This window comes from Rhodococcus sp. BP-241, assembly GCF_019836145.1.
In the GTDB taxonomy this organism is placed as follows: Bacteria; Actinomycetota; Actinomycetes; order Mycobacteriales; family Mycobacteriaceae; genus Rhodococcoides.
In genome coordinates this window covers 734061-753551 of sequence record NZ_JABUEI010000001.1, presented here as the reverse complement: position 1 = coordinate 753551, position 19491 = coordinate 734061, and the positions used below count along the sequence as shown (strand labels likewise).

17 protein-coding genes are annotated in these 19491 nt (G+C 70.0%); all 17 read left to right on the top strand.

Features of this window, described 5'->3' with window-relative positions:
* Window positions 1-335: 335 nt before the first annotated feature.
* Window positions 336-767 (top strand): division/cell wall cluster transcriptional repressor MraZ, encoded by a 432-nt coding sequence (gene mraZ, locus HQ308_RS03490; protein WP_027505841.1) that lies wholly within the window; start codon window positions 336-338, stop codon window positions 765-767.
* A gap of 201 nt (window positions 768-968) precedes the next feature.
* Window positions 969-1973 carry a 16S rRNA (cytosine(1402)-N(4))-methyltransferase RsmH gene (gene rsmH / locus HQ308_RS03485; protein ID WP_222645462.1) on the top strand — a complete coding sequence of 335 codons (1005 nt, stop codon included), beginning with the start codon at window positions 969-971 and terminating at the stop codon, window positions 1971-1973.
* Window positions 1970-2770: a hypothetical protein gene (locus tag HQ308_RS03480; protein WP_261775633.1), complete on the top strand. Its 801-nt coding sequence runs from the start codon at window positions 1970-1972 to the stop codon at window positions 2768-2770. Before rsmH ends, HQ308_RS03480 begins: the two co-directional genes overlap by 4 nt.
* On the top strand, window positions 2767-4683 hold the full coding sequence (locus HQ308_RS03475) for a penicillin-binding protein 2 (protein WP_082544520.1): 1917 nt from the start codon (window positions 2767-2769) through the stop codon (window positions 4681-4683). Before HQ308_RS03480 ends, HQ308_RS03475 begins: the two co-directional genes overlap by 4 nt.
* Window positions 4684-4886: 203 nt before the next feature.
* The gene (locus HQ308_RS03470; protein WP_308115654.1) at window positions 4887-6467 is read left to right on the top strand and encodes a UDP-N-acetylmuramoyl-L-alanyl-D-glutamate--2,6-diaminopimelate ligase; all 1581 of its coding nucleotides are present in this window, start codon (window positions 4887-4889) and stop codon (window positions 6465-6467) included.
* Window positions 6464-7915, top strand: a complete 1452-nt coding sequence (gene murF, locus HQ308_RS03465) for a UDP-N-acetylmuramoyl-tripeptide--D-alanyl-D-alanine ligase (protein WP_222645413.1) — start codon at window positions 6464-6466, stop codon at window positions 7913-7915. The genes HQ308_RS03470 and murF overlap by 4 nt, the downstream gene beginning before the upstream one ends.
* The gene (gene mraY, locus HQ308_RS03460; protein WP_027505847.1) at window positions 7912-8991 is read left to right on the top strand and encodes a phospho-N-acetylmuramoyl-pentapeptide-transferase; all 1080 of its coding nucleotides are present in this window, start codon (window positions 7912-7914) and stop codon (window positions 8989-8991) included. The genes murF and mraY overlap by 4 nt, the downstream gene beginning before the upstream one ends.
* Before the next feature lie 7 nt (window positions 8992-8998).
* Window positions 8999-10489, top strand: coding sequence for a UDP-N-acetylmuramoyl-L-alanine--D-glutamate ligase (murD, locus tag HQ308_RS03455; protein WP_222645460.1), 1491 nt, complete (start codon window positions 8999-9001; stop codon window positions 10487-10489).
* Window positions 10486-12045 (top strand): putative lipid II flippase FtsW, encoded by a 1560-nt coding sequence (gene ftsW / locus HQ308_RS03450; protein WP_222645412.1) that lies wholly within the window; start codon window positions 10486-10488, stop codon window positions 12043-12045. Before murD ends, ftsW begins: the two co-directional genes overlap by 4 nt.
* Entirely contained in the window at window positions 12042-13163 is a 1122-nt protein-coding gene (gene murG, locus HQ308_RS03445; RefSeq protein WP_222645411.1) for an undecaprenyldiphospho-muramoylpentapeptide beta-N-acetylglucosaminyltransferase, read from the top strand. Before ftsW ends, murG begins: the two co-directional genes overlap by 4 nt.
* Window positions 13160-14635, top strand: coding sequence for a UDP-N-acetylmuramate--L-alanine ligase (gene murC / locus HQ308_RS03440; RefSeq protein WP_222645410.1), 1476 nt, complete (start codon window positions 13160-13162; stop codon window positions 14633-14635). Before murG ends, murC begins: the two co-directional genes overlap by 4 nt.
* Window positions 14636-14649: 14 nt before the next feature.
* Window positions 14650-15441 carry a cell division protein FtsQ/DivIB gene (locus HQ308_RS03435; protein WP_222645409.1) on the top strand — a complete coding sequence of 264 codons (792 nt, stop codon included), beginning with the start codon at window positions 14650-14652 and terminating at the stop codon, window positions 15439-15441.
* Between the two features lie 174 nt (window positions 15442-15615).
* Window positions 15616-16797, top strand: coding sequence for a cell division protein FtsZ (ftsZ, locus tag HQ308_RS03430; RefSeq protein WP_027505852.1), 1182 nt, complete (start codon window positions 15616-15618; stop codon window positions 16795-16797).
* Between the two features lie 2 nt (window positions 16798-16799).
* Window positions 16800-17525 (top strand): peptidoglycan editing factor PgeF, encoded by a 726-nt coding sequence (gene pgeF, locus HQ308_RS03425; RefSeq protein WP_027505853.1) that lies wholly within the window; start codon window positions 16800-16802, stop codon window positions 17523-17525.
* Complete coding sequence (locus HQ308_RS03420; RefSeq protein WP_222645408.1) at window positions 17522-18247, top strand: YggS family pyridoxal phosphate-dependent enzyme; 726 nt, start codon at window positions 17522-17524, stop codon at window positions 18245-18247. The genes pgeF and HQ308_RS03420 overlap by 4 nt, the downstream gene beginning before the upstream one ends.
* Before the next feature lie 81 nt (window positions 18248-18328).
* Window positions 18329-19036, top strand: a complete 708-nt coding sequence (locus HQ308_RS03415) for a cell division protein SepF (RefSeq protein WP_027505855.1) — start codon at window positions 18329-18331, stop codon at window positions 19034-19036.
* Between the two features lie 160 nt (window positions 19037-19196).
* Entirely contained in the window at window positions 19197-19475 is a 279-nt protein-coding gene (locus tag HQ308_RS03410) for a YggT family protein (RefSeq protein ID WP_027505856.1), read from the top strand.
* The last annotated feature ends 16 nt before the right edge of the window (window positions 19476-19491 follow it).

The window sequence follows — 19491 nt, the reverse complement described above, 5'->3', positions numbered from 1 at the left end:
CCAGATCCCCACCACGCCCCACCCGGCACCCCTGGCGACTCCGCCGCGCGCGGTCACCCGGGCCCGTGACGCGCGAACGTGCCGTTCGACCTGCATTTATCCGGTTCACGGGGGTCGCGGAACGGTGGGGGACACCTCCACTACGCGCACGTGGGTCCTCCCGCTGCCGGACCGACTTCGCTGCTCTTTGTGCGTGCGACCTGGCCCTTTAGTGACGAGTCACTGAAATGTTCCGCCGTGTCGATTGAATGTGGGGGAAAGTGGGGTAATGTGGCGGACAGCGGGGATCGATGGAGTCCCGCGAACTGCACGACACGGGGTCGAGGAGGTGCCGAGTGTTTCTCGGTACCTACACGCCCAAGCTCGATGACAAGTTTCGACTGACGTTGCCGGCGAAGTTTCGCGAAGACCTGGCGGGAGGAGTGATGGTGAGCAAAGGGCAGGACCACAGCCTGGCCATCTACCCCCGTGACGTGTTCGCGGAGCGGGTGGCGAAGCTGTCGAAGGCCTCGCGGTCGAACCCGCAGGCGCGCGCGTACATCCGCAACCTCGCGGCCGGTACGGACGAGCAGCGGCCGGATTCGCAGGGTCGCATCACCATCGGGTCCTCGCACCGCGAGTACGCGGCGCTGTCGAAGGACTGCGTCGTCATCGGCTCGATGGATCATCTCGAGCTGTGGGACGCCGCGTCGTGGGAGCGGTACTCGCAGGAGCACGAAGAAGATTTCTCGCAGGCAGTGGACGAATCGCTCATGGACATGTTGTAGCCACACCCGGCCGGCGGCGAGTGCCGCGTGGCCTCTGCCCGAACCGGGCCTTGACGTACTTCCCCAACGCCAAGTACCGGTCGGACCCTGACGTACTTCCCCAACGCCAGGTTCCACTGTCGGACAGAGACCTCGACGCACTCACCGCTCCACCTGGCACGACACACAGCTCGAATGCGAATCAGGCGGGAGATCACCACCATGGCGGAGGACGAGCAGGCATCCGCCTCGCCTTTCTCGCACGTTCCGGTCCGTCTTCCTCGGGCCGACGAACTTCTCGGACCGGCGTTCGTCGCCGCTGCTGCGAACGACCGCGATCCCGTCTACATCGACGCCACTCTCGGCCTCGGCGGTCATGCCGAACACTTCCTCACCGCGTATCCGCGGTTGCGTCTCGTCGGTCTCGACCGCGACCCGGACGCGTTGGCCATGGCCGGAGAACGGCTGGCTCCCTTCGGTGACCGCGTCTCGCTGGTCGCGACCACGTACGACGGTATCGAGGTCGCGCTGGCGTCGGTCGGCCTCGGCGCGACGGACAGCGTCGACGGGATCCTCTTCGATCTCGGCGTCTCGTCGATGCAGCTCGACTCCGCCGATCGTGGCTTCGCCTACTCCGTGGACGCACCGCTCGACATGCGGATGGATCCCACGACGGGTCGGACCGCCGCGGACATCCTCAACACCGCGTCGCACGGTGAGATCGCCCGCATCCTCAGCACCTATGGCGAGGAGCGCTTCGCCGGCCGCATCGCCTCGGCGATCCTGCGCCGCCGGGAGACGGAACCGTTCGTCACCAGCGGGCCTCTCGTCGAACTGCTCTACGCGAGCATCCCGGCGGCGACGCGTCGCACCGGCGGACATCCGGCGAAGCGGACCTTCCAAGCACTGCGGGTCGCGGTGAACGAGGAACTCGACTCGTTGCGAGACGCCATCGCACCGGCTCTCGACTCGCTGGTCGTCGGGGGACGCATCGTCTTCATGTCGTACCAGTCCCTCGAGGACCGCGTGGTCAAGCAGGAGCTGACACCGCGCACCCGCTCCACCACGCCGGAGGGGCTCCCGATGGAGCTGCCGGGAAGCGGACCCGAGTTCCGGCTGCTCACTCGCGGCGCCGAGAAGGCCTCGCAGGACGAGATCGACGACAACCCCCGCGCGGCTCCGGTCAGACTGCGCGGCGCAGAACGCATTTCCAGGAGGTCGTCATGAGTGTTCCGGTGGACGTGACCGGATCGGACGGCAACCGCCGCGCCGGGTCCTCGCTCGAGACGGTGCGCGCACCGCGGCCTCCCGCTCGCACGGGCGCGGCCAAGCGCGCGTACGACAAGCGTCGCCAGCGTGCGATGTCCCACGAGTCCGACCCGCGCGCGCAACGACCCACCCGATCCGTCGCGGCTCGGATCCCGTTCGTGGCCAGCATCATCGGGCTCCTCGCCATCGGACTCGCCTCGACACTGCTGTTGAGCACACGCGCTGCGGAGGACTCGTACCTGCTCAGTGCGGGGCGTGCCACCAACCAGGAGCTGACGGAACGGGCCGCCGCGCTGCAACGTGACGTGGAGACAGCGAACTCGGCTCCCGAGCTGGCCCGTCGCGCGACCGCACAGGGAATGATCCCGACGAAGGACGTTCCGCGACTGGTGGTCCTGCCGGACGGCGTCGTCCAGGTGATCGGTACGCCGGCACCGGCCGCCGGTCCACCGGCTCCCGACTTCGCGGCCGCCACCCCGTCGGGCGGTGCGGCGACTCCGAGTGCGCGCCCCGGGGCACCCGCGTCCGGCGGGGAGGCGCTCACACCCGTCGGGCGCCCGGGTACGTCGCCGAGTGCGTCCGCGACCCCGACCACGTCGGCACCGGCAGCATCCACCACGCCGGCCCCCACGACGTCCGCACCCGCGGCACCGACGACCACGCCAGTGCCGGAGAATGCTGCGCCGCAGCCTCTTCCGGCTCCCGCCGCCGCGGTGGGCGAGCAGCAGGTACCCATCGCAGGAGGCGCTCGGTGACCACTCGACAGCCGTACCGGAGCACTGGCCGCGACCACGGCGACCCACGCGCTCGGCCGGCCACCGGCTCCGGTCCTCGCGGTCCTCGTCCGCCGCGTCGACAGGGTCCACGCAAGTCCGAGACGTTCGACTTCCGGTTCCGCTACGGCCGTTTCGCGATGTTCGCGATCCTGGGCGTCGCGACGCTGCAGTTGCTGTGGATCCAGGGCATCGACGCCCCGTCGCTGTCGGCGCAGTCGGCCAGTCAGCGCACCACCACCATCGTCGATCCGGCGACACGAGGGTCCATCACGGACCGGGACGGCAATCCCATCGCGTTCACGATGGAGGCGAAGGCGCTGACCTTCCAGCCGCAGCGAGTGCGTGTGGAGCTCGAGGAGGCGAAGGCGAAGGACGACACGAAGCCGGATCCGGACGATCGCATCCGCGAGGTCGCTGCCGGTGTCCACGGCATCCTGGGCGACCTGGTGTCGGAGAAGGACCTTCTCGACAAGATGACCGGATCCTCGTCGTTCGAGTACCTCGTGCGCAGCATCGATCCCGCCGTCGCGGCGACCATCGCCGAGCAGTACCCCGAGGTCGGCCTCGAGCGGCAGGACATCCGCGAGTACCCGGGTGGGGCGCTCGCCGCCAACATCGTCGGGGCGACCGGCTGGGACGGCCACGGCCTGCTCGGCCTCGAGGACTCCCTCGACCCGGTGTTGGCCGGTACCGACGGCTCCCGCACCTACGACCGCGGCAGCGACGGCGCGGTGATTCCCGGCAGTTGGCGCGACCAGCAACCCGCCATCGACGGCTCGAATGTGGAGCTGACGCTCGACAGCGACATCCAGTACTACGTTCAGCAGCAGGTCCAGCAGGCCAAGGATCTGTCGGGCGCCAAGAACGCGTCGGCCGTCGTCCTGGACTCGCACACCGGCCAGGTGCTGGCCATGTCGAACGACGGCACCTTCGACCCGGCCATCGGCGTGGGCAACAACTCGCCGACGGCGCAGATGGGCAACCTCGCGGTGTCCAGCCCGTTCGAGCCGGGATCGGTGAACAAGATCGTCACGGCGGCGGCCGCCGTCGAGGACGGTCTGACGAACCCCGACGAGGTGCTGCAGGTTCCCGGCAGCATCACGATGTCCGGTGCGACGGTCAAGGACGCCTGGGATCACGGCGTCGCGCCGTACACGACCACCGGTGTGTTCGGTAAGTCCTCCAACGTGGGCACGCTGATGCTCGCGCAGCGGGTCGGCGAGGATCGCTACGCGGACATGCTGGACAAGTTCGGGCTGGGACAGCGCACCGACGTGGGCCTGCCCGGCGAGAGTGCCGGCAGTGTCCCGGCCCGCGACCAGTGGTCCGGCGGCACGTTCGCGAACCTCCCGATCGGGCAGGGCCTGTCCATGACCCTGCTGCAGATGACCGGTATGTACCAGGCGATCGCCAACGACGGCGTGCGCATCCCGCCGCGCATCGTGTCGGCGACCGTCGGCAAGGACGGTCAGCGCACCGCGGAGCCGCAGCCCGAGGGCGTGCCGGTGGTCAGTGCCGACACCGCGCGCACCGTGCGCGACATGTTCCGGGCCGTCACGCAGAACGACACCGGCAACCAGCGCGGCACCGGTGTCGCCGCCGGTATCGAGGGATACCAGGTCAGTGGCAAGACCGGCACCGCGCAGCAGGTCGATCCGGAGTGCAAGTGCTACTCCAACTCGAACTACTGGATCACCTTCGCCGGCATCGCGCCGGCGGACGATCCGCGCTACGTGATCGGCATCATGCTCGACGCCCCGACCCGCAGCTCCGACGGGTCGGGCGGGCAGTCCGCCGCTCCGCTGTTCCACTCGATCGCGTCCTGGATGCTGCAGCGTGACGCGGTGCCGCTCTCGCAGGAAGGTCGTCGGCTCCTCCTGCAGGCGGACTGATCCGTCGACGGTGCAGGGCGTTCACCTGCACCGGGGCGGACTTCGCCATGGCACGTCTCGTGGCGTGCCGACTCGCCGGTAATCTGATGCGTCGGCCGCCGACCACCGGTCGGCGGCACTCGCATGTTCGGCGCCGAGGCAGTCACCGCACCGGCCCGAACACCCACCGTCCGCCCGTCACCACAGCAGAGGAGCGTCTCGAAGTGCCCAGCTCGACTCTCCGCCCGCAGCGGCCCACGGTCACGTCGGCGACCGAGCTGGCCGGAGAGATCGGTCTGCGCCACGGAGTGCTCGTCGACGGTGCGCTGGTCGACGCGACGGACGACGTCGGCGTCACGGGCATCGAACTGCGCGCGCAGAGCATCCTGGCGGGCGATCTCTTCGCGGCCCTGCCGGGCGCTCGGTCGCACGGCGCCGCCTTCGCGGGCGAGGCGCTCGAACGCGGAGCGGTCGCCGTGGTCACCGACGACGAGGGTGTGGCCCTCATGATCGGTTCCGGCGTGCCCGACGGCACTGCCGTCCTGGTGCATCCGCAGCCCCGCTCGATCCTCGGCACGCTGTCCGCGGCGGTGCACGATCGGCCGTCCGCCAAGATGACGGTCATCGGCATCACCGGCACCTCGGGGAAGACCACCACGTCCTATCTGGTGGAGGCGGCGCTGCGCGCTGCCGGACGCACTCCCGGGCTCATCGGCACCATCGAGACCCGTATCGGCACCGAACCGGTGCCGTCCGCGCTGACCACGCCCGAGGCTCCGAATCTGCACGCGATGTTCGCGGCGATGTACGAGCAGGGGGTGGACACGGTCGTCATGGAGGTGTCCTCCCACGCGCTGTCCCTCGGCCGGGTCGACGGCACCACCTTCGCGGTGGGCGCGTTCACGAACCTCTCGCAGGACCACCTCGACTTCCATCTCACCTTCGAGGACTACTTCGCGGCCAAGGCCCGGTTGTTCGCCGAGGACTCGCCGGTCCGCGCGGATCGCGCCGTCGTCTGCGTCGACGACCGGTGGGGCCGGCGCATGGCGGAGATCGCGGCGGCCGGGGGCCGAGCCGCCCCGCTCACCGTGGCGACCACGACCGAGGGGACGGCCTCCTGGTCGGTGACGTCCTGGTCGTCCGGGCCGGACGGCACCCAGCAGTTCGAGGTCGCCGCACGGGACACCGTCGTGTCGGCGTCACTCCGGATGCCGGGGCGGTACAACGTCGCCAACGCCGTGGTCGCCGCCGCCGTGTGCGCGGAGGTCGGGGTGGATCCGGCGGTCGCCCTCGCCGCGATGGCCGAGGTCGACGTGCCCGGCCGCATGCAGCGCGTCGAGCGTGGTCAGAACTTCCTGGCCGTCGTCGACTACGCCCACAAACCCGCCGCACTCGAGGCGGTGCTGGCCACTCTGCGCGCTCAGACCGACGGCCGCATCGCCGTCGTCGTCGGCGCCGGGGGAGACCGCGACGCCGAGAAGCGGCCGCTGATGGGCGAGGCCGCGGCGCGCGCCGCAAACCTGGTCGTCATCACCGACGACAACCCCAGATCCGAGGACCCGGCCGCCATCCGCGCGGCCGTTCGGCGAGGCGCCGACGCCGTCGGCGGTAGCGCCGAGGTGCGCGAGATCTCTCCGCGCGACGAGGCGATCCACGCCGTGGTGCAGTGGGCGAAGGACGGCGACGTCGTCCTGATCGCCGGCAAGGGCCACGAGGTGGGGCAGGACGTCGGCGGCATCAAGTACCCCTTCGACGACCGCCGTGTGCTCGCCGACGCCCTCGACCGACAGAAAGGCTCGATGTGATCCGACTGTCCCTGTCCGCCGTCGCGGACATCGTGGAGGGCACACTGCACGACGTCCCCGATCCCTCCGTGGAGATCACCGCCGGCGTCGAGTTCGACTCCCGGAAGATCACCGAGGGCGGACTGTTCCTCGCTCTGCCCGGTGAGCGCGTGGACGGCCACGATCATGCCGCCGGTGCCGTCGCCGCCGGTGCCGTCGCGGTGCTCGCAGCGCGGCCGGTGGGCGTTCCCGCCATCGTCGTCGAGCACGAGGACGGACCCGGCGCGGCCGTTCTGGACGCACTCGGGAAGCTGGCCGCGGCGTCCGTCGCCGAACTGGCCGCCGGCGATCTCACCGTCGTCGGTGTCACCGGAAGCTCGGGGAAGACATCGACCAAGGATCTGATCCGCGCGGTGCTCGAGCGTGCGGGCACCGTGGTCGCACCGCCCGGCTCCTTCAACAACGAGCTCGGGCATCCCTGGACCGTGCTGCGCGCGGACGCCTCGACACGGTTCCTCGTCCTCGAGCTGTCGGCGCGGGGACGCGGCCACATCGCCGCGCTGGCCGCGATCGCACCGCCGCGGATCGGTGTGGAACTCAACGTCGGCACCGCGCACCTCGGCGAGTTCGGCTCGCGCGAGAACATCGCCGAGGCCAAGTCCGAACTGGTGCAAGCGCTTCCGGCTGCGGAGGCCGGTGGTCTGGCGATCCTCAACGCCGATGATCCGCTGGTGGCAGCGATGGCGTCGAAGACCACCGCTCGCGTCGTCACCTACGGGTCGGACACCAGTGCCGACGTCCACGCGCTGGACGTCCGCCTCGACGAGACCGCGCGCGCGTCGTTCACCATGGTCACGCCGTCGGGGAGCGCTCCGGTGTCGCTGCTGGTCCACGGCGAGCACCAGGTGGGCAACGCATTGGCGGCGGCGGCCGTCGGCCTGGACTGCGGCATGGACGTCGAGACCGTCGCGGCCGCGCTGTCGGGCGCGGAGGCCGCCTCGGCCCGGCGCATGGACGTGCGCACGCGCGCCGACGGCGTCACCGTCGTCAACGACTCCTACAACGCCAACCCGGATTCGGTACGCGCCGCGCTGAAGGCGCTCGTCACGATGGCGCGCAGTGGCCGCGACAGGGGTCGGCGGTCCTGGGCCGTGCTGGGTGAGATGGCCGAACTCGGCGACGAGTCGGTGATCGAGCACGATCGGATCGGGCGCCTAGCGGTGCGTCTGGCCGTCAGCAAGATCATCGTCGTGGGAACGGGTCGCCCGTCGCACGGCCTGTACCAGGGTGCCGTCATGGAAGGGTCCTGGGGCGAGGAGGCCCACCTGGTTCCCGATGCCGACGCCGCGATCGCGCTGCTGCGCGCCGAGGTGGAGCCGGGTGACCTGGTGTTGGTGAAGGCGTCCCAGTCGGTGGGGTTGTGGACCGTCGCGGAGGCATTGCTGAGCGAGCAGGGGGAGACTCGGTGAGACAGATTCTGTTCGCGGGCGGTATCGCGCTGGCGGTGGCGATCCTGCTGACGCCCGTGTTGATCAAGGCGTTCTCGAAGCAGGGGTTCGGCCAGGAGATCCGGGTCGAGGGTCCTGCGAGCCACCAGTCCAAGCGCGGCACGCCCACCATGGGCGGCGTCGCGATCCTCGCCGGTCTGTGGGCCGGCTACTGGGGCTCGCACCTCATCGGCATCGGCTACGACGCGGACGGGCCGTCGGTGTCGGCGCTCCTGGTGCTGGGTCTGACGACGGTGCTGGGCGTGGTGGGCTTCCTCGACGACTTCATCAAGATCCGCAAGCAGCGCAACCTCGGACTGAACAAGACGGCCAAGCTGGTGGGTCAGCTGTTCGCCGCGGTGATCTTCGGTGTCCTCGCACTGCAGTTCAACGGTGCCGGCGGACTGACGCCGGGCAGCGTCCAGCTGAGCTACGTGCGCGACATCGCGACCGTCTCCATGGGCGGCATCGTCTTCATCCTGTTCTGCTACCTCCTCGTCAGCGCCTGGTCCAATGCGGTCAACCTGACCGACGGCCTCGACGGACTCGCGGCCGGATCGATGACCCTCGTGCTGGGTGCGTACACCGTCATCACGTTCTGGCAGTACCGGCAGGCGTGCACCACGAGTCCGGGACCCGGCTGCTACGACGTCCGTGATCCGCTCGACCTGGCCCTGATCTGTGCCGCTGCGGCGGGTGCGTGCATCGGCTTCCTGTGGTGGAACGCGGCGCCCGCCAAGATCTTCATGGGCGACACGGGCTCGCTCGCGCTCGGTGGCCTGCTCGCCGGCCTGTCCATCGTCACCCGGACCGAGCTGCTGATGGTCGTCATCGGTGCGCTCTTCGTGGCCGAGGCCGCGTCCGTCGTGATCCAGGTGGCGGTCTTCCGGTCGAGTCGCCGACGAGTGTTTCGGATGGCCCCGTTCCATCACCACTTCGAGCTCGGAGGATGGGCCGAGACGACGGTGATCATCCGTTTCTGGTTGTTGGCCGCCATCTCGTCGGCCGTCGGACTGGCTCTGTTCTACAGCGAGTACCTCTCGGCGATCGGCGACTGACGTGGTGTTGCACGATCCCCGCGAACCCCTCACGTCACCGCTCGACCTCCGGGGTCGCCGGGTTCTCGTCGCCGGTGGCCGGGTGTCCGGCCGCGCCGTGATTCCCGCGCTGCTCGAGGTGGGAGCCTCGGTGACGGTGGCCGACTCGGACGCGTCGTCCCTCGAGGCGTGCGCCGATCTCGGGGTGGACACGGTGTCGATGGACGCGATCGCCACCGACCGCGACGCGGTGGCCGAGAGCGCACTCGTCGTCACCAGCCCGGGATTTCGCCCCGATTCGCCGTTGCTCACCACCGCGCTCACGGTCGGCGTGCCGGTGTGGGGCGACATCGAGTTCTCCTGGCGTATCGATCAGGCCGAGGTCTACGGGCCGCCGCGCACCTGGTTGGTGGTCACCGGGACCAACGGCAAGACCACGACGACGTCGATGCTCGCGGCCGTCCTCGACGCGGCGGGCGTGGCGTCCGCGGCGTGCGGCAACATCGGCGTACCGGTCGTGGACGCGCTGCGACGCGACCCCCGGGCGGACGTGCTCGCCGTGGAACTGTCCTCCTTCCAATTGTTCTGGGCGCCGTCGGTGCGACCCGCGGCCGGGGTGGTGCTCAACATCGCCGAGGACCATCTCGACTGGCACGGCGGCATGGAGGCCTACGTCCAGGCGAAGCTCCAGGCGCTGCACGGCGACGTCGCCGTGGTGGGGCTGGACGACGCGATCGCGTCCACGCTGCGAGCGCGCGCCGCGGCTCCGATCACGGTCGGGTTCACTGCGCACGACCCTGCTGCCGGCGATGTCGGTGTCGTGGACGGCACGATCGTGGACCGCGCGTTCGGTGACGCCGAGTCGCTGGTGGAGACGGACGCCATCGAACCCGCAGGGCCCGCGGGACTGCAGGACGCGCTCGCCGCGGCGTCGCTCGCGCGCGCGGCCGGGGTCTCGGCCGAGCACATCGCGGCCGGTCTGCGGTCGTTCCGCGTCGGACCGCACCGCGCCGCCGTGGTGCGTGAGCTCGGTGGGGTGCTGTTCGTCGACGACTCGAAGGCCACCAATCCGCACGCCGCGAGGTCGTCGATCCTCGCGCACGAGCGCGTCGTGTGGCTCGCGGGCGGTCTGCTCAAGGGCGCGGAGGTCGACGATCTCGTCGCCGAGGTCGCCCCGCGGCTCGTCGGTGCCGTGGTGTTCGGCCAGGACGGCGACGTGATCGCGGCAGCACTCGGGCGACACGCGCCGGATGTGCCCGTGGATCGGGTGCCGTCGGGAGACGATGCTGGAGTGGCCGATGCGACTGATGTGACTGACGGTGACGAAGTGATGGCACAGGCGGTGCGGGCAGCCGCGCGCCGCGCCGAGCCGGGAACCACCGTGCTCCTGGCACCCTCGACCGCCTCGTTCGATCAGTTCCGGGACTACGGGCACCGCGGTGACAGCTTCGCCGCCGCCGCCGCGAGCCTCGGCCCGCACGATCTCGCTCCCACCGCCGACCACGGCACGCCGGCATGAGCCCGGCCCGCGGCGCCACGACACCCCCGTCGCGCGCCGGCGGACCCGTGACCGAGCCGGTCACCTCCGCCCGCCCCGGCCGTACGGCTCCGCGTCGACGACCCGTCCGCGCAAAATTCGAGACATGGGTGGACCGGCCCCTCGCGTCCTTCCACCTCATCGTCACCGTGGCGGCACTGCTCACCATCCTCGGACTCGTCATGGTGCTGTCCGCGTCGTCCGTCGAGGCCTACGCCGAGGACGGTTCCGCGTACACGATGTTCACCCGGCAGGCCATCTTCACCGTGGTCGGCCTGGTGCTGTTCGTCGTGGCGCTGCGCCTCCCCATCCGGATCCTGCGCAAGATGTCGTTCCCGATGTTCGTGGTGTCGGTGATCCTGCTGGTGCTCGTGCTGATCCCCGGCATCGGAACGGTCGCGCAGGGCACCCGCGGATGGTTCACCATCGGCGGAGTCGGCCTCCAGCCGTCGGAGATCTCGAAGGTGACCTTCGCCGTGTGGGGCGCGCACCTGCTGGCGTCGCGCCGGGCGGAGCGTGCCGACCTCAAGGGTCTGCTGATTCCCCTTGTGCCCGCCGCGATGGTGATCTTCTTCCTCATCGTGATGCAGCCCGACCTCGGTACCACCGTGGCCCTGGGCATCATCCTCATGGCTCTGCTGTGGTTCGCGGGTCTGCCGGTCAAGGTGTTCGGATCGGTCGTCGGCGGCCTCTTCCTGGCGGCGGTGGTGCTCGCCCTGACGGCCGGGTACCGCTCCGCGCGTATCCAGCAGTGGCTGAACCCCGGCAGCGACCCGCAGGGCACCGGATACCAGTCGCGGCAGGCGCTGTACTCCCTGGCCGACGGTGGGTTGTTCGGTCTCGGCCTGGGTCAGAGCCGAGCCAAGTGGAGCTATCTTCCCAACGCGCACAACGACTTCATCTTCGCGATCATCGGCGAGGAACTCGGCCTGGTCGGGTGCATCGCGGTCATCGGACTGTTCGGGCTGCTGGTCTTCACGGGCCTGCGCATCGCGGCGCGGGTGCCCGATCCGTTCATGAAGATCCTGGTGGCGACGTTCACTGTCTGGATCCTCGCGCAGGCCGCCATCAACATCGGCTACGTCATCGGGCTCCTGCCCGTGACGGGACTGCAGTTGCCCCTGGTGTCCGCGGGCGGAACGTCCACCGCCATCACACTTCTGGTGCTCGGGCTGCTCGCCAACATCTCGCGACACGAACCCGAGGCGGTGGCCGCACTCGCGTCGGGTCACGACGGGAAGTTCGGCAGACTGCTCAGACTGCCGGTGCCAGAGCCCTACTCGCCGGTCAAGGCGTCGCAGGCGCGAGGCGGAACGCGTGGTCCTGGCCGACCGGGGGTGGCGGGACCCGCTGCGCGCCAGGCGTTGCCGCCACAGGCGCGACGACGCGAGTCCGAGTCCCGCGCGGCACGCCCCGCTCCCGAGCGACACGCGTCCGGACGCCCGTCCGCGCGGGATCCCCGACGGGGCGCCGCGGACATGGCACGCAGCGCCGCTGCCCGCGACGCACGATCACGAGAACGGAGACATCACCGGTGACAGGCTCTTCCGGCGTGTCCGTCGTCGTCGCCGGCGGCGGCACGGCGGGACACATCGAACCAGCTCTCGCGGTGGCCGACGCCCTGCGGGAGCTGGACCCGTCGATACGGGTGACGGCACTCGGAACCGAACGCGGGCTCGAGACGACGCTGGTACCCGCCCGCGGTTACGAGTTGGCACTCGTTCCGCCGGTGCCGTTGCCGCGCAGGCTGACCCGGTCGCTGTTCGCGTTGCCGGCGAACGTCGTGCGATCGGTCCGCGCCACGCGTGCGGTCCTGCGCGACGTCGACGCCGACGTGGTGATCGGCTTCGGCGGGTACGTCGCGCTGCCGGCCTACCTCGCCGCTCGCGGCACGGTGCCCGTGATCGTGCACGAGGCGAACGCGCGGGCCGGTATCGCGAACAAGGTGGGCGCCCGCCTGGCGACGAGAGTCCTCGCCGCCGTCGCCGGCTCCGGGATCCACGGCCGCGGGTCGTCGGAGGCCGAGATCGTGGGCATCCCCGTCCGGCCGACCATCACCGAGCTCGACCGCGCCGGACTGCGCGCCGAGGCGCGTGCGCACTTCGGACTGCCGCAGCACGGTCCCGTGCTGCTCGTGTTCGGTGGGTCGCAGGGCGCCCGCTCGCTCAACCTCGCCGTGTCCGGCGCGTCGGCCGCGCTCGCGGCCGCCGGCGTGTCGGTGCTCCACGCGCACGGCCCGAAGAACACCCTCGACGTCGCCACGGCCGATCCGGACGCCCCCTACGTGGCGGTGCCGTACCTGACCCGCATGGACCTCGCCTACGCTGCCGCCGATGCCGTCGTGTGCCGGTCCGGCGCGATGACCGTCGCGGAGGTCTCGGCCGTCGGTCTGCCCGCCTTCTACGTACCCTTGCCCCATGGCAACGGGGAACAAGAACTCAACGCGGGCCCGATCGTCGCGGCCGGCGGTGGTGTCGTGATCGCCGACGCCGACCTCACGCCGGAGTTCGTGGCCACCGACGTGGTGTCGCTGCTGACCGATCCCGATCGCGTGTCGGCCATGAGTGCGGCCGCCGCGGGCGCGGGTCATCGAGGCGCCGCCGCGGAGGTCGCGCGCATCGTTCTCGAGGTCGCCGGACGAGGTGGTCGGGCATGACGCGACACACCGTCGACGCGACCCTGCCGCCCGAACTGCAGCGCGTGCACATGGTCGGCATCGGGGGAGCGGGCATGTCGGGGATAGCCCGGATCCTGCTCTCGCGCGGTGGCCAGGTGTCGGGCTCCGACGCCAAGGAGAGTCGTGGCGTGAAGGCGCTGCGCGCCCGCGGTGCCCAGATACGGATCGGGCACGACGCGTCGGCGCTCGACATGCTCGAAGGCGGCCCGACGGCGTTGGTCACGACGCACGCGGCCATCCCGAAGACGAACCCGGAGCTGGTCGCGGCCGCCGAGCGTGGTGTGCCCGTCCTCCTGCGTCCGGCCGTGCTCGCCTCGCTGATGAAGGGTTTCCGCACCGTCCTGGTGTCGGGGACGCACGGCAAGACCTCCACCACGTCGATGCTCGTCGTCGCGCTGCAGCACTGCGGTGCGGATCCGTCCTTCGCCGTGGGCGGCGAGCTGAACGAAGCGGGAACCAACTCTCATCACGGCACCGGCGAGGTCTTCGTCGCGGAGGCGGACGAGAGCGACGGGTCGCTGCTGCAGTACGACCCCGACGTCATCGTCGTCACCAACGTGGAGGCGGATCACCTCGACTACTTCGGCAGCGAGGATGCCTACGTCCAGGTGTTCGACGATTTCGCCGCTCGTCTGTCCGCCGGCGGTGCCCTGGTGGTGTGCACGGACGACCCCGGGTCGCGGGAGCTGGCGCGTCGGGTCGCCGCGAAGGCGACCGACGGTGTGCGGGTTCTGACGTACGGCTCCAAGGACGCGCAGGTCGACGGCGCCGAGGTGTCCGCGACGCTGCTCGGGTGGGAGCCCGAGGACACCGGCGGCGTGGTGCAGTTCCGGCTGGCCGGCGAGGACCGTGCCCGCACCGTGCGCCTGGGTGTGCCCGGCCGGCACATGGCGCTGAACGCGCTGGCCGCCATCGTCGCCGCGCGCGAGACCGGGGCCGGAGTCGACGAGATCATCGAGGGGCTGGCCGGGTTCGCCGGTGTGCACCGACGGTTCCAGTTGCAGGGCCGTGAGCGCGGCGTGCGCGTGTTCGACGACTACGCCCACCATCCCACCGAGGTCCGCGCGGTGCTCGGTGCCGCGGCGGACCTGGTGCGCACCGCGGACACCGCGACCCCCGGTCGCGTGATCGTCGTGTTCCAGCCCCACCTGTACTCGCGCACGGTGACCTTCGCGGACCAGTTCGCGGCCGCCCTGGATCTGGCCGACGAGGTGGTCGTGCTCGACGTCTACGGCGCGCGCGAGGAGCCGGTTCCCGGTGTCAGCGGAGCGACGGTGGCCCGGTCGGTGACCAAGCCGGTGCACTACCAGCCCGATCTGTCCGCCGTGCCGCGTCAGGTGGCGCACCTGTGTGTCGCCGGCGACATCGTGGTGACGATGGGCGCGGGCGACGTGACCATGCTGGGAAGCCAGATCCTCGACGCTCTCCGCTCCACCCCGGCGCGGCGCTGAGTTCGGGACGTGACATGGCAGGACGACAGACCGTGAACGCGCGCGGTACCGGCCGCACCCGACCCGCGGCCACACCGCGTCGTGTCGGTGCGGAGCGGTCGACGCGGTCGCGCACGTCGACGCGGGCGCCGGCGCGCGAACCGCGTGTCGGTCGCCGCGGCAAGCTGTTGATCCTTCTCGCGCTCGTCGCCTCGGTCGCCTTCGTGGCGGTGTCGTACTTCGGTCCGCTGTGGGCGGTCTCCTCCGTGCAGGTGAACGGCAACGCCGCGGTCTCGCGCGAGCAGGTCGTGCAGACGCTGGAGGTCGCGGAGGGGACACCCCTGCCGAGAGTGGACACGGATGCTGCCGCGGCGCGGGTCGCCGCCATCCCGAAGGTCGCGTCGGTCCGGGTCCAGCGCGTGTACCCGTCCACGGTGCGGGTCACGGTCGAGGAGCGCGTTCCCGTCGTCTTCTTCGACGCGGCGGACGGTACCCATCTGATGGACGCCGAGGCCGTCGACTTCGCGGTGGAACCGCCCCCGCCGGGGGTGGTGCGCATGGTGGTGGCCAGCCCGTCCTTCGGCAACCTCGAGACCCGTGCGGCCCTGTCGGTGCTCACCGCGCTGCCCGGTCCGCTGCGATCGCAGGTGGCACAGATCGACGCGCCGACCATCTCGGCGGTGTCGTTGACGTTGTACGACGGCCGGGTCGTGGTGTGGGGGAGCAGTGAGGACACGGAGTACAAGGCGTCCATCGCTCTGCCACTGCTCACTCAGCCGGGTCAGACCTACGACGTGTCGAGTCCGGATCTGCCGACCATTCGGTGACGGTGACGTCCCACATATTTTTCCTGCGCGTGTCGGCGCGCCTAATGGAACCCGCCGAGCGGTGTCTCTAGCGTTTCACCCAGTCGATCACTTGACATAACTATGAACCTATGGTTCAGGTTGAGGGTTTGCCTCGACTGCATCATGCACACCAACCACGGAAGGCGAGAGCCCATGACGCCCCCGCACAACTACCTCGCCGTAATCAAGGTCGTCGGCATCGGCGGCGGCGGCGTCAACGCGGTCAACCGCATGATCGAGCAGGGACTCAAGGGAGTCGAGTTCATCGCGGTCAACACGGACGCGCAGGCGCTGCTCATGTCGGACGCCGACGTCAAGCTCGATGTCGGTCGCGAACTCACCCGAGGCCTCGGCGCGGGTGCCGATCCCGAGGTGGGCCGCAAGGCCGCCGAGGATCACAAGGACGAGATCGAAGAGGTGCTCAAGGGTGCCGACATGGTGTTCGTCACCGCGGGCGAGGGTGGCGGTACCGGCACCGGTGGAGCCCCCGTCGTCGCGAGCATCGCGCGCAAGCTCGGCGCCCTCACCGTCGGTGTGGTGACGCGGCCCTTCTCCTTCGAGGGCAAGCGACGCGGCGGTCAGGCCGACGTCGGCATCCAGGGTCTGCGCGAGTCGTGCGACACCCTCATCGTCATCCCGAACGACCGGCTGCTGCAGCTCGGCGACGCGGCCGTCAGCCTCATGGACGCGTTCCGCTCCGCCGACGAGGTGCTGCTCAACGGTGTCCAGGGCATCACCGACCTCATCACCACTCCCGGCCTCATCAACGTGGACTTCGCCGACGTCAAGGGCGTCATGTCCGGTGCGGGCAGCGCCCTCATGGGCATCGGGTCCTCGCGCGGCGAGGGGCGCGCCATCAAGGCGGCCGAGTCGGCCATCAACTCGCCGTTGCTCGAGGCGTCCATGGAGGGTGCACGCGGAGTGCTCCTCTCCATCGCCGGCGGATCCGATCTCGGTCTGTTCGAGATCAACGAAGCGGCATCGCTGGTGCAGGAGGCCGCGCACATCGACGCCAACATCATCTTCGGCACCGTGATCGACGATTCGCTGGGCGACGAGGTGCGCGTCACCGTCATCGCCGCCGGTTTCGACGGCAGCGGTCCGGCCCGTCGCCCCATCGAGGCACCGCAGAGTCAGTCTCGCGGCGCCACCGTGGGAACGGCCCGCGCGGGCGAGACGCGTACCGAGGACGACGGTCCCGCCGTCTTCCGCGACGCGCCGTCCTCGTCTCTTCCCCCCATCGGCGAGCGCGCCGCGCGTGCCACCGGACATCCCGTCCGGGTGGAGGACGAGGGCGACGACGACGTGGACGTGCCCTCCTTCATGCGTCGGTGAGCATCTCCGACCGCGGCTACCGTGTCCGGCGCGTGACGACGTCACGCGCCGGAGGCGTGTCCGAACCGCCCTACGATTCCTTCAATCTCGGTGATCACGTCGGTGACGACCCGGCGCACGTGGAGGCCAATCGGCGTCGTCTCGCCGAGAAGATCGGTCTGTCTCCCGAGCGTCTCGTGTGGATGGACCAGATCCACGGTCGATCCGTCGCGACGGTGGACGGACCGGTCTCCGGACCGGTCGAGGCCACCGACGCCCTCGTCACCACCCAGCGCGACCTCGCGCTCGTCGTCCTGGCCGCCGACTGCGTACCGCTCCTGTTGTCCGACGATGCCGCGGGCGTCGTCGCCGCCGTTCACGCCGGCCGCGTCGGTGCTCGGATCGGCATCGTCCCGCGCGTTCTCGACGCCATGGTGGCCGCGGGCGCCGCCGTCTCCCGGATCGAGGCGTTCCTCGGCCCGGCGGCCGGGGGAGACGACTACGAGGTGCCCCGCACCATGCAGATCGACGTCGAGACCCACCTGCCGGGCAGTGCGACGCGTACTCGCAAGGGCACACCCGGTCTCGACATCCGGGCGGGCCTGCGTCGCCAGTTGCTCGAGGCCGGCGTCGCCGGAGTGGCCGCGGATCCGCGCGAGACCATCACGGACCGTTCGCTGTTCAGCCACCGCCGCGGGTCGCCCACGGGGCGGCACGCCGGTGTCGTGTGGATGGACACGACCTCGTGACCGCGCCGGACGATCGGCGGACGTATCTCGAGGACCATCTCGCCGAGGTCCGCGATCGGCTGTCGCGCGCCTGTGCGGCCGCGGATCGCGCACCCGATTCCGTGACCCTGCTTCCCGTCACCAAGTTCTTCCCGGCCTCCGACGTCGCACTGCTGCGCGAGCTCGGGTGCACCGAGTTCGGCGAGTCGCGCGAGCAGGACGCGTCTCCCAAGGTCGCCGAGATCGGCACCGACGGTGTGCGCTGGCACATGATCGGCCGCCTGCAGCGCAACAAGGCGAAAGCTGTTGCCGCCTGGGCACATGCGATCCACTCGGTGGACACCGACCGTCTGGTCACCGCACTCGGCAAGGCGGTCGCGGGTGCGGTGGACAACGGTGACAGGACTGCGGATCTGGACGTCTACGTGCAGGTGAGTCTGGACGGTGACACGCATCGCGGAGGCGTGGACCGCGAAGACCTGGAGGCACTCACCGCGCAGGTGTCCGAGACCTCGGGTCTGCGACTCGCCGGGCTCATGGCGGTGCCCCCGTTGGGTGCGGACGCCGACGCGTCGTTCGAGGATCTGCAGCGTCTTCACACGCAGGTCCTCGCCTCGCATCCGGGCGCGACCGGACTCTCGGCCGGGATGACGGGCGACCTGGAAGAGGCTGTCCGACACGGGTCCACGTGTGTGCGTGTCGGAACCGCAATCCTCGGCCCACGGCCGATAACCTCGCCTTGACGACATGAACACCATCGTCACCACGGACTTACTCCAGTCACACGAGTACCAGCCACACCGCCACGCCAGGAAGGTCGACCGATGAGCACGTTGCACAAGTTCAAGGCTTACTTCGGCATGGTCCCACTCGACGATTTCGAGGACGACTACCTCGACGACACGGATGCGCCCGTCGCATCCCGGTCGTCGCGTGGCGGATACGGAAAATCGATGGACGACCATGACTACGCCGATCGCGACTACGCCGAGCCGGCGTTCGTCGGTGGTCGCCGGGACGAGGACGACGACTACGAGCGTCCCGAGCCCCGGCACAGTGCTCGGGTGGCGCCGCTGTCGTCGCGCTCCGGTGGCGGATCCCGCTCCGGCGGCGCGATGCGCACCTCCACCCGCGGCGCCCTCGCGATGGACACTCGCATGGACCCGCACTCGGAGCTGCGTCGCAGCGAGCCCCGTCACGCCGAACCGCGCGTGTCCGACCGCCGCCAGGCCGCACTCGACGACGGGGGCCCCATGTCGACCATCACCACGCTGCGTCCGCGCGACTACAGCGAGGCGCGCACGATCGGCGAGCGCTTCCGTGACGGCACGCCCGTCATCATGGATCTGGTCGAGATGAGCAACGCCGACGCCAAGCGCCTCGTCGACTTTGCCGCGGGCCTCGCGTTCGCGTTGCGTGGTTCGTTCGACAAGGTCGCCACGAAGGTGTTCCTGCTCTCACCCGCCGACGTCGACGTCTCCGCCGAAGAGCGTCGCCGGATCGCCGAGACGGGCTTCTACAACCAGCAGTGACGTCTCACACGGCGCGGTGGGCCGGTCTCGCGGTGCGAGATGGCCTCCCCGTGTCGCGAGATGGCCTCCCCGTGTCGCGAGATGGCATTGTGGTGTCGTGCGTGATCAGAAAGTTGTGTCGGTGTCGGTCTCTCCTGCGTCTCGCAGGACGGTGAGCTGAGTGTTCGCGGTCCTGTACTTCATCCTCTTCGTCTTCTGGCTGTTGCTCATCGGCCGGATCATCGTCGAGTTCATCCGATCCTTCGCACGTGACTGGCGTCCGACGGGTGTGGTCGTGGTCGTACTCGAAGCGATCTTCACGGTCACCGATCCGCCGGTCAAACTGCTGCGGCGCATCATCCCGCCACTGAATCTGGGCGGTGTCCGGCTCGACCTGTCCATCATGGTGCTGCTCTTCATCGTCTTCATCCTGATGCGCGTGGTGCAGGGCGTCGGCTGACGGTGAGTTCCGTCGA